The organism is Chromobacterium vaccinii (genome assembly GCF_000971335.1).
Classification (GTDB): Bacteria; Pseudomonadota; Gammaproteobacteria; order Burkholderiales; family Chromobacteriaceae; genus Chromobacterium; species Chromobacterium vaccinii.
Genome location: NZ_JZJL01000067.1, coordinates 1 through 16203 on the forward strand (window position 1 = coordinate 1; position 16203 = coordinate 16203).

Genomic DNA, 16203 nt, shown 5'->3' on the forward strand with positions numbered 1-16203 from the left:
TAACTAATTCTTGGGATACCTGCCGGGGGAAAGGTCACCTGCCATAAACGATCAATAAACTTATTATTTTCAGCCCCAACTTGGACAAGTGGGCCAGAATCACCATCCTCAAGGCAGCCAAAACTGGCTTGCTTGCTCTAAAGCGAGGCCTCCAGCACCACATCTCGGACACCACGCGTCATGCGACGGCATGAATGCTCTGGAGCACATCAAGCAAAACAACTTGAAAATGAACTCCCAGGCGACAAGCTGCCCACCAAACCCTCGACATCCAAGCATGAAGCTGACGCATCAACCACAAACGCTCAGAGCACACCGCATCGCGAAGCAAACGGATTCGTCAGCCACCCAAGCGCAGCGCGCCCTCGGCAGCCAGTGCCGATCAACACCGGGCAATGGATTCTGTGGCAGACAAGACATGGAACAGGTGACGTATTCGCCTACTGGCGATCAACAGCGTGACATAGGCCAGTCGTCTGAATCGAAGAAGCTCGCTCTCTAGCGCCAGAGCCGCGAGGGTGGTGGCTTGCCTGAACCACCACAAATCAACCATGGCCGGAGCTCACCCACCGGGCCTGGACAAAGGGGCGCATCGTCGCAACGTGCAATTGCAAATCACCCATCCAGGCAAACCGATCGAGAACGCCTTCATCGAAAGCTTGAATCGGGGAGAATGAGGAATGCCTGAATCAGCCGGCGCTTCACCGCCTGAAGCAAGCCAGAATCGTGATCAATAGTTGGCGAACTATAATCATGTTCAGCACACATCACACCTTGCAGCAACAGAGACATACAACACCACGCGCCAATAGGCCGCGCAAGGAGAGTCCTGACCTAGCTCAAAGCTTTGCAGGACTCCACTCCCGTCGATTCAGCGTTGGCGCCCCACCCCGGACTTGCGTCTCATCGGTTCGCGCCCTCCCCGGCTCTTTCTCTTTTGCGCGTTCTGAGCCTGCAGCAGCGCATCGATGCGCTCAGACGTGCTCTGCATCAGCAGCTGCGCCATTTCGCCGTCCGGGAAGGTGTCCGGCATGCGGTAGCCCAGCCAGGCATAGGCGGCATACAGTTTGCAGCTGTCTTCCAGATATTGCAGCTCGTTGCGGCCGCCCGTTCCCATCATCCGCAGCAGAGGCGCGGTCTTGCTTCGCGCGCGCTGCTCGGCCCAGTCGTGCAGCGCGTTGTCCAGCATCGGAATCTTGGTCGATACCGGGCACAGGCTGAAAGTGAAGCGATCGGCCAGGCTCAGCGACAGGCTGTCCAGCCATTCCGCCTTCTCCATCTGGTCGGACAGATTGGCCGGCAGGAAGAATTCATCGTGCACATTGATGTGTTTGGCGAACAGGCCCAGCAGGGGCTTGAGTTTGGCCTCCCCGGTCGCCTGGGAAATGGCTTCCAGATATTTCAGGCTGGGCGCGACGAAAAAGCCGTTGTTCGGCAGCGGTTCCGCCTTCTGGCGCAGCAGCGCGCCTATGGTCTTGTGGGTAAGTCCGTCGAAGCCGGCGACGTAACCGGTTTCATGCTTGCCGAAGCGGCCGGCCCGGCCGGCGATCTGCTTGGCCAGCGGCGCGGCGACGATGCCTTCCGCGTAGCCGTCCCACTTGCTGGCGGTAGTGAAGATGATGCGCCGGGCCGGGGTGTTCAGGCCCATGCCGATGGCGTCGGTGGCCACCACCACCTGGGTCTCGCCGGCGACGAAGCGCTCGGCCTGCGCCTGCCGCACCTCGGGCGACAGGTTGCCGTAGATGGCAGACACGGTCAGCCCCTGCTCGATCACCTTATCGCGCCAGTTCAGTACCTCGCGCCGGGAAAAGGCGATCAGCACATCGCCCGGCTGCAGGTTTTTCAGCGACAGCAGCGGTGCCTTGTCCATCTGCAGCGCGGTCTTGCGCTCCAACGTTCGCACTTCCAGCGTGCCGCCGACGCGCGCCACCAGCGATTCGATCGCCTCGCGCGACTCCGGCGCGCCGACCAGATAAATGGTCTGCGCCGGCACGCCGCACACGGCGGCGGTCCAGGCCGCGCCGCGGTCCGGATCGTCCAACAGCTGGATCTCGTCGATCACCGCCACTTCCACCTGTCGCTCCGGGTTCAGCATTTCCACAGTGCTGGCGACGTGGGTGGCCTCCGGGTGCAGCTTGCGCTGCTCGCCGGTGATCAGGCTGACGGCGACGCCGGCCTGCTGCAGACGGGTGTAGTTCTCCAGCGCCAGCAGACGCAAGGGCGCGAGATAAACGCCGCTCTTGGCTTTCTGCAGATGCTCCATCGCGGCGTGGGTCTTGCCGGAATTGGTCGGCCCCAGCACCGCGATGAAATGGCGCTGCATCGCGTAGGCGGTGGCGAACGACTCCGGGTACCGCGACAGGTTGACCGCGTCGCGGGTCTTGGCAGCGGCCTTGTCGGCGCTCTGCCGGCTGCGGGCGGCGGCCACCCGGTCCAGCGCGATATTGCAGCGCACTTTGGCGCGCTCGTACTTGGCCATGAAGGCGCTGAGCGCGCGCAGCGGATCTATGCCGTCCACCGCGAACACTTCGCGCGCGCAGGCGGCCAACTGGCCTTCCAGCTTCAACCGCGCGGCGTCGTTCCAGCGCTCCCGCACCAGTGCCAGCTTCGCCGCCCCGTCCAGCTTGCGCCATTTGCCGCTCTTGCCGAGGAAGCCTTCATCCGGCACCAGGTGATACGGGACGCGATGGCCATCCAGCTCCAGTTCGCCATGCACCGATACCGCATGGCTGCCCTCGGTGGTGACGATGGTGGCGTTATGCTCGGCCAGGTAATCGTCCAGCTGGATCTCGGGCGGCAATGCTTCAAGGGTATCGTTCATGGCGGCTTTCGTTACGGTGCTAAAGGCGGGCGATGATAAAGCAGCCGGCGACGACGCGCCAGCATGGCACGACTCTATCAAAATCCGCCATCGCCGACGACAAGGCAAGTTCCAAAACAAACGGGCCGCGGGGATGCCCGGCGGCCCGCCTGTCAGCGCGACAATCGCTTAGATCAGCTCGATCGCCAGCGCGGTGGCCTCGCCGCCGCCTATGCACAGGCTGGCCACGCCGCGCTTGCCGCCGCGCTGCTTCAACGCCGACAGCAGCGAGATCACGATGCGGGCCCCGGACGCGCCGATCGGATGGCCCAGCGCGCAGGCGCCGCCGTGCACGTTCACCTTGTCGTGCGGCAGCTTCAAGTCATGCATCGCCGCCATCGTCACCACGGCGAAGGCTTCGTTGATCTCGTACAGGTCCACCTCGCCAGCCTTCCAGCCGGTCTTGGTCAGAAGTTTCTCGATGGCGTGCACCGGGGCGGTGGTGAACCAGCCCGGCTCGTGCGCGTGGCTGCTGTGGCCGGCGATGCGGGCGATCGGTTTCAGGCCGCGCTTGGCCGCTTCGGCCGCCGTCATCAATACCAGCGCCGCGCCGCCGTCGGAGATGGAACTGGAGTTGGCCGGGGTGACGGTGCCATCCTTCTTGAACGCCGGCTTCAGCGTCGGAATCTTGTCCAGATTGGCTTTCAGCGGCTGCTCGTCGGTATCCACCACGGTGTCGCCGCCGCGTCCCGGCACCGTCACCGCCGCGATCTCGTCCTTGAACAGGCCGCCGTTGATCGCCTGCTGCGCGCGGGTCAGCGAGGCGATGGCGAATTCGTCCTGATCCTGGCGGCTGAAGCCGTATTTCTCGGCGCACTGCTCGGCGAACACGCCCATCAGCGTGCCCTTCTGGTACGCGTCCTCCAGGCCGTCTAGGAACATATGGTCCTTGATCTCGCCGTGGCCCAGGCGCAGGCCGCCGCGCGCCTTCGGCATCAAGTAGGGCGCGTTGCTCATGCTCTCCATGCCGCCGGCCACTACCACGACGCCGTTGCCGGCCAGGAGCTGGTCATGCGCCAGCATCAGCGCCTTCATGCCGGAGCCGCACATCTTGTTGACGGTGGTGCACGGCGTGGCCTGCGGCAAGCCGCCGCCCAACGCCGCCTGGCGCGCCGGCGCCTGGCCCTGGCCGGCCGGCAGCACGCAGCCCATGATCACTTCGTCCACGTCGCCGGCGGCGACGCCGGCGCGCTCCACCGCGGCGCGGATCGCGGCCGCGCCCAGCTGGCTGGCGGTCAAACCGGACAGCGCGCCCTGGAAGCCGCCCATGGCGGTGCGCGCCATGCCTACGATCACGATTTCCTGTTGTTGCATCACAGCTCCTTTTCTTGGTTGTGGCCGTTGGCGCGCTTGCCCAGCGCCTTTTCGCACTGGCCGCGCAACTGGCCGATTTCGGTCAGCACCACCTTGATGTCCTCCATCTGCGTAAGGAGTTGCAACTCCTTGCGCTCCAGGATGCGGATGAATTCCTGCAGCTGCGGCGCGTCGTCGTGCGCCGCGTCGTACAGCGCGAACAGCTCGCGTATCTCCAGCAAGGACAAGCCTATGCGCTTGCCGCGCAGAATCAGCATCAGCCGCACGCGGTCGCGCCGGTTGTAGATGCGCCGCTGCCCCGCCCGCTCCGGCTCCAGCAGGCCCTGGTCCTCGTAGAAGCGGATGGCGCGGGTGGTGATGTCGAACTCCTGCGCGAGTTCGGTGATGTTGAAAACCTGTTCGCCCATGCGTTTGTCCCTTTATCTTCCGGCTGCGGCCACGCGCGCCACAGTCAGGTGCTTTTGTGTTCATTGTCTGTTGACGTTGACGTAAACGTCAAGTTATCGTGATCAAAAGTAGAGCAAACAGTCCAGGAGAAACAGATGAGCCAGAAAATCGGCGTGGTGGGCGCGGGCACGATGGGCAACGGCATCGCCCAGGTCTTCGCGATGAAGGGGTTCGACGTGGTATTGGCCGACGTCAGCGACGCGGCGCTGGTCAAGGGCGTGGCCAACATCAACATCAGCCTGCAGCGGATGGCCAAGAAGGAACTGATCGCCGAGGCCAACATCCCCGGCATCGTCGCCCACATCCGCGCCACCACCCAGTTGGCCGATCTGGCCGGCTGCGACGTGGTGGTGGAAGCCGCCACCGAGAACGCCGAGATCAAGGAGCGGATCTTCCGCGAACTGGACGCCGCCGTCGGCGAGAAGTGCGTGCTGGCCTCCAATACCTCGTCCATTTCCCTCACCCGCATCGCCAGCTGGGTCAGCCATCCGGAACGGGTGGTGGGCATGCACTTCATGAACCCGGTGCCGCTGATGGAGCTGGTGGAAATCATCCGCGCGCTGCAGACCGGCGACGAGGCCTACCACACCGTATTCCATCTATCCCAGGCGCTGGGCAAAACCCCGGTGACCGTCAAGGACGGCGCCGGCTTCGTCTCCAACCGCGTGCTGATGCCGATGATCAACGAAGCCGCCTTCGCGCTGTACGAAAACCTGGCCACCGCCGAGGACATCGACACCGTGATGAAGCTGGGCATGAACCACCCGATCGGCCCACTGGCCCTGGCCGACCTGATCGGCCTGGACACCTGCCTGTCCATCATGGACATCCTGCACCGCGAGTTCCGCGACAGCAAATACCGCGCCTGCCCGCTGCTGGTCCAGCTGGTGCAGGCCGGACACCTGGGCCGCAAGAGCGGCAAGGGTTTCTACAGCTACAACTGAGCAGCGCCATCAGCCCGAACAACATAGAGGAGGCAGTGCCATGAGCCAGTCGGCACCCAACATCAAGCTGCTGATAGGCGGCGAATTCGTCGAGTCCAAAACCACGGAATGGCGCGACATCGTCAACCCGGCCACCCAGGAAGTGCTGGCGCGCGTGCCGCTGGCCACCGCCGGCGAGGTGAACGCCGCCGTCGCCGCGGCTAAGGACGCGTTCAAGACCTGGAAGAAGACGCCGATCGGCGCGCGAGCCCGCATCTTCCTGAAATACCAGCAGCTGATCCGCGACAACATGAAGGAATTGGCCGCCATCCTCACCGCAGAGCAGGGCAAGACCCTGGCCGACGCCGAGGGCGACATCTTCCGCGGCCTGGAAGTGGTGGAGCATGCCGCCAATATCGGCACGCTGCAGATGGGCGAATACGCCGAGAACGTCGCCGGCGGCGTGGACACTTACACCGTTCAACAACCGCTGGGCGTGTGCGCCGGCATCACCCCGTTCAACTTCCCGGCGATGATCCCGCTGTGGATGTTCCCGATGGCCATCGCCACCGGCAACACTTTCGTGCTGAAGCCGTCCGAGCAGGACCCGATGGTGACGATGCGACTGGTGGAGCTGGCGCTGGAAGCCGGCATCCCCAAGGGCGTGCTGAACGTGGTTCACGGCGCGGCGTCGGTCGTCGACGCCATCTGCGACCACCCCGACATCAAGGCGGTGTCCTTCGTCGGCTCCACCAAGGTGGGCACCCACGTCTACCAGCGCGCCACCCTGTCCGGCAAGCGCGCCCAGTGCATGATGGGCGCCAAGAACCACGCCATCGTGCTGGCGGACGCCAACAAGGAACAGGCGCTGAACCAGCTGACCGGCGCCGCCTTCGGCGCCGCCGGCCAGCGCTGCATGGCGCTCAGCGTGGCGGTGCTGGTGGGCGAGGCGCAGCAATGGATTCCGGACCTAGTGGCCAAGGCCAAAGGCTTGAAAGTGGGTCCCGGCAAGGACAACCCAGACCTCGGCCCGGTGATCTCCTGCGCGGCGCTTGATCGCGTCAAGAGCCTGATCGCCCGCGGCGTCGAGGAAGGCGCCAAGCTGGAGCTGGACGGCCGCGGCGTGAAGGTCGCCGGTTTCGACAACGGCAACTTCGTCGGCCCTACCATCTTCTCTGGCGTCAAACCCGAAATGGCGATCTACCACCAGGAAGTCTTCGGCCCGGTGCTGTGCCTGATGGCCGCCGACACGCTGGACGAAGCCATCGCCATCATCAACGCCAACCCCAACGGCAACGGCACCGCGGTGTTCACCCAGAGCGGCGCGGCGGCGCGCAAGTTCCAGGAAGAGATCGACGTCGGACAGGTGGGCATCAACGTGCCGATCCCGGTGCCGGTGCCGCTGTTCAGCTTCACCGGCAGCCGCGCGTCCAAGCTGGGCGACCTGGGCCCTTACGGCAAGCAGGTGGTGGCCTTCTACACCCAGACCAAGACCGTCACCAGCCGCTGGTTCGATGACGAGGCCAGCAGCGGCAAGGTGCACACCACCATCTCTCTGCGCTGATTCTCCATAGGGCGGGCCGGCCGCAGGCCAGGCCCGCCGCTCGCACATGGAAGCATGAACATGAATTTCGAACTGAACGAAGACCAAACCGCCTTCCAGCAAAGCGCCCGCGATTTCGCCGAGCGCGAGCTGGCTCCGCACGCCGCCGAATGGGATGCCGAATCCATCTTCCCGCTGGACGTGATCCGCAAAAGCGGCGACATGGGTTTTCTCGGCCTGTACACGCCGGAAGCCTACGGCGGCCTGGGCCTGTCGCGGCTGGACTCCGCCATCGTATTCGAGGAGCTGGCCGCCGGCTGCACCTCCACTGCCGCCTACCTGACCATCCACAATATGGTCAGCTGGATGATCGCCAGCTTCGGCGGCAAAAAGCTGGCCGAGCAGTGGGTGCCGAAAATGGTGACTGGCGAAGCATTGGGCAGCTACTGTCTGACCGAGCCGGGCGCCGGCTCCGACGCCGCCTCGCTGAAGACCCGCGCCGAGAAAAAGGGCGAAGTCTACGTGCTGAACGGCGGCAAGATGTTCATCTCCGGCGCCGGCAGCACTCAGGTGCTGGTGGTGATGGCACGCACCGGCGGCCCCGGCCCCAAGGGCATTTCCGCCTTCGTGGTGCCGGCCGATGCCCCCGGCGTCAGCTATGGCAAAAAGGAAAAGAAGATGGGCTGGAACAGCCAGCCCACCCGCGCCATCACCTTCGACAATGTTGAAATCCCGATTGAAAACCGCCTGGGCGAAGAAGGCCAGGGCTTCGCCTTCGCGATGAAGGGACTGGACGGCGGCCGCATCAACATCGCCACCTGCGCCGTCGGCACCGCCCAGGCCGCGCTCAACGCCGCGCAGCGCTACGTGCAGGAACGCCAGCAGTTCGGCCATCCGCTGTCAGAGCTGCAAACCGTGCAGTTCCGCCTGGCCGACATGCTGACCGAGCTGGTGGCCGCGCGCCAGATGGTGCGCCTGGCGGCCTGGAAACTGGACAACGCCAGCGCCGACGCCACCGCTTATTGCGCGATGGCAAAGCGCCTGGCCACCGACCTGAGTTTCAATATCGCCAACAACGCGCTGCAGCTGTTCGGCGGCTACGGCTATCTGCAGGACTTCCCGCTGGAGCGCCACGTGCGCGACCTGCGCGTGCACCAGATACTGGAAGGCACCAACGAGGTGATGCGGATGATAGTCGCCCGCAAGCTGCTGCAAGACGGAGCGCTGGAAACCCTGCGCTGAGCAAGACCGGCAAAATCCCTGAGGCTGCGTGGCGCCGGCTTGCCGTACTCATATGTGCTACCTGCACCGGCACGCCTTGCCTCAGCCGCTTCGCTGGACTTTTCCAGCCTTGCTAGATTCGAAATAGAATTCGTAAAGGCATCAAATATGAACAGCTACGCCCACCTGAACGTCGAGAAACGCGGCCACACCGCCGTGGTGACGATAGATAATCCACCGGCCAACACCTGGAACCGAGCCAGCCTGTCCGCCTTGAAGCTGCTGATTGCCGACCTCAACGCCGACCGCGACATCTACGCGCTGGTGATCACCGGCCAAGGCGAGAAGTTCTTCTCGGCCGGCGCCGACCTGAACATGTTCGCCGATGGCGACAAGAAGGTGGCCACCGAGATGACCATGCTATTCGGCGAGGCCTTCGAGGCGCTATCCGGCTTCCGCGGCGTCAGCATCGCAGCCGTCAACGGCTACGCGATGGGCGGCGGCCTGGAGTGCGCGCTGGCCTGCGACATCCGCATCGCCGAGGAACAGGCGCAGATGGCGCTGCCGGAAGCCGGCGTCGGCCTCTTGCCCTGCGCCGGCGGCACCCAGAACCTGCCGTGGCTGGTCGGCGAAGGCTGGGCCAAGCGCATGATTCTGTGCGGCGAGCGCGTCAACGCCGCCACCGCCGAACGCATCGGTCTGGTCGAGCAGGTAGTGGCCAAGGGCGAGGCGCTGGAAACCGCGCTCAAGCTGGCCGAGGGCGTGGCCAAGCAATCGCCGTCATCGGTAGGCGTATGCAAACAGCTGGTGCAGGCCGCCCGCCTGCAGCCTCCGGCCTGGAACCTGATCAAGGAGCGCGAGGCCTTCATCAAGCTGTTCGACACCCACGATCAGGGCGAAGGCACCCGCGCCTTTCTGGAAAAGCGCGCGCCGAACTGGAAGAACGCCTGACCTTCAACCATTCCCGAACGAGGTTCCGCCATGCAAGACGTGGTGCTGTTTGACGAACTGACTACCGGCGACGGCCACCGCATCGCCATCGCCACCCTCAACGCCGAAAAATCGCTGAACGCGCTGACGCTGGACATGATCCAGCTGCTCGACGCCCGCCTCACCATCTGGGAGCGCGACCAGGGCATCGTCGCCGTGGTGCTGCGCGGCGCCGGCGAGCGCGCCTTCTGCGCCGGCGGCGACGTGCGCGGCCTGCGTGAAAAGCTGGTCAGCGAACCGCACTATCCCAACCCCCACGCGGTGGCCTTCTTCACCGAGGAATACACGCTCGACTACCGCATCCACCGCTACAAGAAGCCGCTGATCGTCTGGGGCGGCGGCATCGTGATGGGCGGCGGCCTGGGCTTGATGGCGGGCGCCAGCCATCGCGTGGCCACCCCGGCCACCCGCATCGCGATGCCGGAAATCACCATCGGCCTGTATCCGGACGTCGGCGGCAGCTGGTTCCTGCAGCGGATGCCGGCGCATCTGGGCCTGTTCCTGGCGCTGACCGGCGCGCCGCTGAACGCGCACGACGCGCTGATCGCCAACCTGGCCGACCACGTGCTGGCCTCCGACGCCTACCCGGCGCTGCTGGAAGCCTTGCAGGCGGCCAACTGGGGCGACGATGCCCATGCTCGCCCGGCACTGGTCAGCGCCCTGCTCAACCAGTTGGAGGGCCAGTTGGGCGACGCGTTGCCGGCGTCCAACGTCGAACGCAACCTGATGGCGGTGCACCGGCTGATGAATCGCGGCGATCTCGCCGCCGTCGCCGCCGCGCTGAACGAAACCGCATTCGAAGACCCATGGCTGGCCGACGCCGCCAAGAGCTTCCGCCATGGCAGCCCCACTTCCGCCGCCGTCAGCTGGGAAATCCTCAACCGCTCCAAACACATGTCGCTGGCCGAAGCGCTGCGGATGGAGCTGGCGTTGTCGATAAACTTCTGCGCACGCTCCGACTTCCCGGAGGGCGTGCGCGCGCTGCTGGTGGACAAGGACCGCAATCCGCATTGGAGCCGACAGCTGGCCGACATCGACCAGGCCTGGGTGGACGGGCACTTCGATTCGCCGTGGCGCGAAGCCGACCACCCGCTGGCGGGATTGAAATAACAGCGACAAACATAAAGAGGAGAACAACATGGAAAACATCGCCTTCATCGGCCTGGGCAATATGGGCGGGCCGATGGCCGTCAATCTGCTGAACAAGGGCTTCAAGGTCAGCGCCTTCGATCTGTCGGCCGACGCGCTGGCCAAGGTGGCCGCCGCCGGCGGCCGGGCCGCATCCAGCGCCGCCGACGCGGCCGAAGGCGCGGGCGTGGTGATTTCCATGCTGCCGGCCGGCAAGCACGTAGCCGGGCTGTACCTCGGCGATGGCGGCCTGTTCGCCAGGCTGCCCAAGGGCACGCTGGTCATCGATTGCAGCACCATAGACGCCGGCACCGCGCGCAAAGTGGCGGAAGGCGCGCAGGAAAAAGGCCTGTCCATGCTGGACGCGCCGGTGTCCGGCGGCACGGCCGGCGCGACTGCCGGCACGCTGACCTTCATCGTCGGCGGCGCGGCTGAAGACCTGGCCCGAGCCCGTCCGGCGCTGGAAGCGATGGGCAAGAACATCTTCCACGCCGGCGGCGCAGGCGCCGGCCAGACCGCCAAGATCTGCAACAATATGCTGCTGGGCATCCTGATGGCCGGCACCGCCGAGGCGCTGGCGCTGGGCGTCAAGAACGGCCTGGACCCGAAAGTGCTGTCCGAGATCATAAGCAAAAGCTCCGGCCGCAACTGGGCGACCGAGCTCTACAACCCCTGGCCCGGCGTGATGGACAACACGCCGGCCAGCCGCGGCTACGCCGGCGGCTTCATGTCCGAGCTGATGCTGAAGGACCTGGGTCTGGCCGAGGAAACCGCGCTGCAAAGCCACGCAGCCAATCCGCTGGGCGCGCTGGCGCGCAACCTGTACGAAGAACACGTGCACCAGGGCAATGGCAAGCTGGACTTCTCCAGCATCGTCAAACACTTCCACTCGGTGGATTGAAACGCGTCAAGACGGTCGGCACAAAACATATGACATGTGATAGATTCGTCATCATGTCTTTCGGACGGGAGGCCGCGCGAGCGTCCTCCCGTCTGGCCTTACAGATCAAACGGCAACAAGGATGAACATGTCTCAACCGCACGCCCTGAAGGGCATCGCCGCCGCCACGCTGGCGGCCTGCGCGCTGCTGCCCTCCACCGCTTCCGCCGCCGGCTACCAGCAACCGCCGGCCAACATCCTCAAAGTGATGCGCGCGCCGTCGCTGCCCGGCCCCAGCCTCAGCCCGACCAAAGACAATATGCTGCTGGTCGCCTGGCAGGAATATCCGTCCATCGCGCGCGTGGCCGCGCCTTACCTGAAGCTGGCCGGCACCCGCATCGAGCCCGCCAACCGCAGCAAGCACGACACGCCGGGCGGCTACGGCATCGCCCCCTGCGCGGAAAGCTTCAAGCTGGTGAGCGTCCCCGGCGGCAAGGAAACGTCGATCGCGCTGCCCGCCGGCGCCTGCCCGGACGCGCCGCTCTGGTCCGCCGACGGCAAGCGCTTCGCCTTCGCCAACACCACCAAGGACGCCGTCGAGGTATGGGTGGGCGACGCAGCCAGCGGCAAGATCCGCAAGATTCCCGGCATCCGCCTCAATCCGATGCTGAACGACGAGCTGCAATGGATGCCCGACCAGAAGACCCTGCTGGTCAAGGCCGTGCCGGCCAAGCTGGGCGCGGCGCCCGCGCAGGCCAACTCGCAGGACGGCCCCAGCGTGCAGGACAGCGGCGGCGGCCAGGGCGAAAGCAGCACCTACGAAACCCGCGACACGCTGTCCAGCCCGCACGACGAGGCCTTGTTCGACTACTACGGCGCGTCGCAGCTGACGCTGGTGGACGCGGCCAGCGGCAAGGCGACGCCGCTTGGCCAGCCGGCCATCTACGACGGCGTCGGCCCGGCGCCGGACGGCAAGCACATCCTGGTGTCCAGCGTGCGCAAGCCCTACTCCTACGTCACCACCTACGAGCGCTTCCCGCATGAGGTGGAAGTCTGGAACATCGCCAACCCCGCCCGCGTGACCGTCCACTCCGTCGCCTCGCTGCCGCTCGCCGACCGCGTGCCGGTGCACGGCGAGCCGCTGGGCCCGCGCGACTTCTTCTGGCGCGCCACCGAGCCGGCCACGCTGCTGTGGGCAGAGGCGCTGGACGGTGGCGACTGGAAAAACACCGCGCCGGCCCGCGACAAGGTGATGATGCAAAAAGCGCCGTTCACCGCGGCGCCGGTTGAAATCCTGCGCACCGCGCAGCGCTTCGCCGGCCTGGACTGGACCGAGCGCGCCGACACCGCGCTGGTCAGCGAAATCGATCTCAACAAGCACTGGCGCCAGACCCGCGTCGTCAACGTCGACCAGCCGCAGCAAGCCGGCAAGCTGCTGTGGGACCTGTCCTACGACGACAAATACGCCGATCCGGGCAGCCCGGTGCGCCGCGCCCTGCCCAGCGGAGAACGAGTGATCCAGCTGGACGGCGACGCCATCTACCTGTCCGGCGGCGGCGCGTCGCCGCAGGGCAACCGCCCCTTCCTCGACAAGCTGAACCTGAAAACCGGCGACAGCCAACGCCTGTTCCGCAGCGACAAATCCGCTTACGAACGCTTCATCGGCCTGTCAGCCAAGGGCAGCGGCAGCTTCCTCACCTGGCGCCAGACCCCGGCCGAGGCGCCGAACGCCTTCCTGCGCACGCTGGGCGCGCCACTCAGCGCCGACAAGGGCGAAGCCGCCTTCGCCTCCACGGAAACCGCCGTCACCCGCATCGTCGATCCGACGCCGGAGCTTCGCCAGATCAAGAAGCGGCTGGTCAAGTACAAGCGCGCCGACGGCCTGGACCTGTCGTTCACGCTGTATACCCCGCCGGGCTACCAGGAAGGCACTCGCGTGCCCGCCATCCTCAATGCCTATCCGCTGGATTACGCCGACGCGGCCAGCGCCGGCCAGATCAGCGGCTCGCAGCAAACCTTCACCCGCCTCTATCAATACAAATACCTGCTGCTGGCCGGCTACGCCGTGATCGACCAGGCGTCGTTCCCTGTGGTCGGCAACCCCAAGGCTGCCTACGATAGCTATCTGGACCAGCTGAAAATGGACGCCGAAGCCGCGGTGAATGAGGCGGTGAAGCTTGGCGTGGTCGATCCGGACCGCGTGGCGGTCACCGGCCACAGCCACGGCGCGCTGATGACCGCCAACCTGCTGGCGCACACCGACCTGTTCCGCGCCGGCGCGGCCACCAGCGGCTCGTACAACAAGACGCTGACGCCGTTCGGCTTCCAGAGCGAGCGACGCTCGGTATGGGAGGCCCCGGACGTTTACCGCAAGGTGTCAACCTTCTTCTACGCCGACAAGCTGAAGACGCCGATCCTGATCATGCACGGCAGCGACGACGCCAACCCCGGCACCACGCCGCTGCAGGCCAGCAAGTTCTACGAGGCGATCCGCGGCAACGGCGGCACCGCCCGCCTGGTGATGCTGCCGCATGAGCCGCACTGGTACGCGGCCCGCGAATCGAACGAGCAACTGGTGTACGAGATGCTGAATTGGTTCGACAAGTACGTGAAGAACGCGCCGCCGCGCGCGGTGAAGAGCGCGCAGAGCCAGCCGGTGCCGGCCCAGCCGTAAGCGCCCTGCGCCGTCCGATCAAGCGCCCCGCCCCGCGGGGCGTTTTCACAGCCGCTTGCTAGCGCTGCCGCGCCGCCTTGTTGCGGACCTTCCACTCGCGCCGCTGCTGTTGCCGCTGCAGCTCGGTCTGCTCGTGGCGCTCCATCTCGCGCCGCAGTTTGTGGTAGTTGCGCAGCCTGTCGCCGTCCACCCCGGATCTCACCGCGCAGCCCGGCTCCTCGCGGTGGCTGCAGTCGCGGAACTGGCAGCGGCCGGCCAGCTCCTCGATGTCGGCGAAGCTGCCGGCCAGCGCGCCGGCGTCCGGTGGGGCCTGCAAGGTGCGCACGCCAGGCGTGTCGATGATGCAGGCGCCATCCGGGCACTTCAGCAGCGTGCGCGCGGTGGTGGTATGGCGGCCGCGGCTGTCATCCGCCCTCACCCCGCCCACCGCCTGCGCCTCCTCGCCCAGCAAGGTATTGCTGAGCGTGGACTTGCCGGCTCCGGACGAGCCCAGCAGCACCAGCGTCTGGCCCGCGCCCAGCCAGGGCAGCAAAAGGTCGCGGCAGGCCGGATCGGTGCCGTTCAGCAGCAGAATGGGCGGCAACGGCTTCAAGCGCTGTTCCAGCTCGGCCAGCCTGGTTTCCGCGTCCGGACACAGATCGGCCTTGCTCAGCGCCACCACCGGCGCCACGCCCGCCGCCGCGGCCAGGCCCAGATAGCGCTCCAGCCGCCGCGGGTTGTAATCGCCGTCCAGCCCCATCACCAGCAAGGCGGTATCGACATTGCTGGCATAAACTTGCCGCGCGCCTTCGTCATTGACGCGAACCAGCTGGTTGAATGGCTCCAGACGCTCAAGCAAGCGCCAGGGCTCATGCTCCAGCGGCTGGCACAGCGCCCAATCGCCCACCGCCAGTGCGGCGTGAATGCCGGGCAAGGCGTGGGCCGGATGCTCGTCCTCGCCGTCATGCACCCACGCGCAGTCGCGCTGCACGCGGCATACGCGCGCCAGTTGCCACGCTTCGTCGCCGGCCTTGGCCAGCGCCCGTTGCAGCAATACCGGCGTCAGGCCGATGGCGGCCAGACGCGGAAAATCGAAATTCAGCATTGAAACTCCCGGGAACGCTCGCAAGCCAACGCCGCCAGGCGTAGCCAGGCTCGATCAAGCATTCGGAAATGGATGGGGGAAACGCGCCTGATGGACAGGCTTAGCCACCGCGCGGATGCGGTGTAAGGAACATGCCGGGGAACGGCCGCCGAGCGGCGCCGCTTACAACGGAAAAACTATCGGAAAATGAAACGACCGAGGCGACGGTTCAAACGGCATGCCCTTGAAATTGGGTATCGCGGCTCATTGGATTCTCCTTTTAGCTATTGGGATCGAAAGAAGATTATGCCAATTGAAAATGTCGTCCGCAAGCGGAATCATGCTCGCGCGGCATCGATCCTGGGAAAAGTTCTATAGATAGTAAGACGCTGCCGGAGAGGCGCGCATATCGGGCATCCGCCCTCATCTGGGAGAAATGAAGCGATGAAAACCCTGCCGCTATTGATCGCCGCCGCCATCGGCGCCGCTGCCTTGACCGCCTGCGCCAGCCCGGAGGAAATCCGCGCGATGGATCAGCGCACCTGTTCCGGCTACGGCTTTCACCCAGGCACCGACACTTACGCCAACTGCATGATGAAGCAGGCGGACAAACGCGATCAGGACATGCGGGCGCGCGAGGAAGAGGCGCAACGACGCATGACCCAACCCGCAGGCCAGCCGGCTGTCATGCCCGCTACCACGGTCATCGTCATTCCCGCGGAGAGCAAGCCCAAGCTGCCGGACTGCCGGATGCAGGACCCCGGCGTCACGCTCAATATGGACGGCAAATGGGAAGGCCCCAACTGCACGCCGGCGCGCTGACCCAGCCCCTCTTCAAGCCCGGCTGGCAAAACGCCGTTCGTCTTACGGCAACAGCGTTCGCGCCGGCTGCGACCAAAACGCCGCGTCCAGCGTATAGTCCCGCTCCAGCGTTTGCTCTCCCGGATTGGCCAGCGCCAGGTGCAGCCTGGGCGCCGCGCCCGCCGGCAGCGCCATCTGCCAGCCGGCCAGCGTATGCTCGCGGCCGTCTCGCCACAAGCTGTTGTCCGGGCCGTCATGATGGTCCCGGCTCAATCGCTCGAACTCCGCGAGCGCATGCGACGGCCGCTGATCCAGCAAAAACCGGATGCGGGCGAGCCTGGCCTTGCTGCTTGGGCCGA

The 16203-nt window shown here is 65.6% G+C and carries 13 protein-coding genes; 8 read left to right on the forward strand and 5 right to left on the reverse strand.

Annotated elements, in window-relative coordinates; all coding sequences use genetic code 11:
* Positions 1–871: 871 nt before the first annotated feature.
* From VL52_RS21000 to VL52_RS21010, 3 genes are all read right to left on the reverse strand, one after another.
* Positions 872–2821, reverse strand: coding sequence for a helicase-related protein (locus tag VL52_RS21000; RefSeq protein ID WP_046158878.1), 1950 nt, complete (start codon positions 2819–2821; stop codon positions 872–874).
* Between the two features lie 168 nt (positions 2822–2989).
* Positions 2990–4174 carry an acetyl-CoA C-acyltransferase gene (locus VL52_RS21005; RefSeq protein WP_046158879.1) on the reverse strand — a complete coding sequence of 395 codons (1185 nt, stop codon included), beginning with the start codon at positions 4172–4174 and terminating at the stop codon, positions 2990–2992.
* Positions 4174–4581, reverse strand: a complete 408-nt coding sequence (locus VL52_RS21010; protein ID WP_046158880.1) for a MerR family transcriptional regulator — start codon at positions 4579–4581, stop codon at positions 4174–4176. The genes VL52_RS21005 and VL52_RS21010 overlap by 1 nt, the downstream gene beginning before the upstream one ends.
* A 135-nt stretch (positions 4582–4716) precedes the next feature.
* On the opposite strand from VL52_RS21010, the gene VL52_RS21015 reads away from it, so the two are divergent.
* From VL52_RS21015 to VL52_RS21045, 7 genes are all read left to right on the forward strand, one after another.
* Entirely contained in the window at positions 4717–5565 is an 849-nt protein-coding gene (locus tag VL52_RS21015) for a 3-hydroxybutyryl-CoA dehydrogenase (RefSeq protein ID WP_046158881.1), read from the forward strand.
* Between the two features lie 40 nt (positions 5566–5605).
* Positions 5606–7108 carry a CoA-acylating methylmalonate-semialdehyde dehydrogenase gene (locus VL52_RS21020; protein WP_046158882.1) on the forward strand — a complete coding sequence of 501 codons (1503 nt, stop codon included), beginning with the start codon at positions 5606–5608 and terminating at the stop codon, positions 7106–7108.
* Positions 7109–7168: 60 nt separating this feature from the next.
* Positions 7169–8329, forward strand: a complete 1161-nt coding sequence (locus VL52_RS21025) for an acyl-CoA dehydrogenase family protein (RefSeq protein WP_046158883.1) — start codon at positions 7169–7171, stop codon at positions 8327–8329.
* Positions 8330–8476: 147 nt separating this feature from the next.
* Positions 8477–9259, forward strand: a complete 783-nt coding sequence (locus VL52_RS21030) for an enoyl-CoA hydratase (RefSeq protein ID WP_046158884.1) — start codon at positions 8477–8479, stop codon at positions 9257–9259.
* 30 nt (positions 9260–9289) lie between these two features.
* Positions 9290–10408 carry an enoyl-CoA hydratase/isomerase family protein gene (locus VL52_RS21035; protein ID WP_046158885.1) on the forward strand — a complete coding sequence of 373 codons (1119 nt, stop codon included), beginning with the start codon at positions 9290–9292 and terminating at the stop codon, positions 10406–10408.
* A 28-nt stretch (positions 10409–10436) separates the two neighbouring features.
* On the forward strand, positions 10437–11327 hold the full coding sequence (gene mmsB / locus VL52_RS21040; protein WP_046158886.1) for a 3-hydroxyisobutyrate dehydrogenase: 891 nt from the start codon (positions 10437–10439) through the stop codon (positions 11325–11327).
* A gap of 127 nt (positions 11328–11454) precedes the next feature.
* Positions 11455–13980, forward strand: coding sequence for an alpha/beta hydrolase family protein (locus tag VL52_RS21045; RefSeq protein ID WP_235429349.1), 2526 nt, complete (start codon positions 11455–11457; stop codon positions 13978–13980).
* A gap of 58 nt (positions 13981–14038) precedes the next feature.
* On the opposite strand, the gene rsgA is transcribed toward VL52_RS21045, so the two are convergent.
* Entirely contained in the window at positions 14039–15064 is a 1026-nt protein-coding gene (gene rsgA, locus VL52_RS21050; protein WP_046158888.1) for a ribosome small subunit-dependent GTPase A, read from the reverse strand.
* A gap of 423 nt (positions 15065–15487) precedes the next feature.
* Here rsgA and VL52_RS23590 point away from each other — a divergent pair, with 423 nt between their 5' ends.
* Positions 15488–15865, forward strand: coding sequence for a hypothetical protein (locus VL52_RS23590; protein WP_052729448.1), 378 nt, complete (start codon positions 15488–15490; stop codon positions 15863–15865).
* Between the two features lie 42 nt (positions 15866–15907).
* Here VL52_RS23590 and VL52_RS21060 read toward each other — a convergent pair.
* Positions 15908–16203, reverse strand: a 296-nt coding sequence (locus tag VL52_RS21060; RefSeq protein ID WP_200896076.1) for a carcinine hydrolase/isopenicillin-N N-acyltransferase family protein, incomplete at its 5' end; no start/stop codon positions are given.

Excerpts from the sequence above, each read along its gene's own strand:
- VL52_RS21000 (WP_046158878.1), bottom strand. The coding sequence starts at position 2,821 with ATGAACGATACCCTTGAAGCATTGCCGCCCGAGATCCAGCTGGACGAT.
- VL52_RS21005 (WP_046158879.1), bottom strand. The coding sequence starts at position 4,174 with ATGCAACAACAGGAAATCGTGATCGTAGGCATGGCGCGCACCGCCATG.
- VL52_RS21010 (WP_046158880.1), bottom strand. The coding sequence starts at position 4,581 with ATGGGCGAACAGGTTTTCAACATCACCGAACTCGCGCAGGAGTTCGAC.
- VL52_RS21015 (WP_046158881.1), top strand. The coding sequence starts at position 4,717 with ATGAGCCAGAAAATCGGCGTGGTGGGCGCGGGCACGATGGGCAACGGC.
- VL52_RS21020 (WP_046158882.1), top strand. The coding sequence starts at position 5,606 with ATGAGCCAGTCGGCACCCAACATCAAGCTGCTGATAGGCGGCGAATTC.
- VL52_RS21025 (WP_046158883.1), top strand. The coding sequence starts at position 7,169 with ATGAATTTCGAACTGAACGAAGACCAAACCGCCTTCCAGCAAAGCGCC.
- VL52_RS21030 (WP_046158884.1), top strand. The coding sequence starts at position 8,477 with ATGAACAGCTACGCCCACCTGAACGTCGAGAAACGCGGCCACACCGCC.
- VL52_RS21035 (WP_046158885.1), top strand. The coding sequence starts at position 9,290 with ATGCAAGACGTGGTGCTGTTTGACGAACTGACTACCGGCGACGGCCAC.
- mmsB (WP_046158886.1), top strand. The coding sequence starts at position 10,437 with ATGGAAAACATCGCCTTCATCGGCCTGGGCAATATGGGCGGGCCGATG.
- VL52_RS21045 (WP_235429349.1), top strand. The coding sequence starts at position 11,455 with ATGTCTCAACCGCACGCCCTGAAGGGCATCGCCGCCGCCACGCTGGCG.
- rsgA (WP_046158888.1), bottom strand. The coding sequence starts at position 15,064 with ATGCTGAATTTCGATTTTCCGCGTCTGGCCGCCATCGGCCTGACGCCG.
- VL52_RS23590 (WP_052729448.1), top strand. The coding sequence starts at position 15,488 with ATGAAAACCCTGCCGCTATTGATCGCCGCCGCCATCGGCGCCGCTGCC.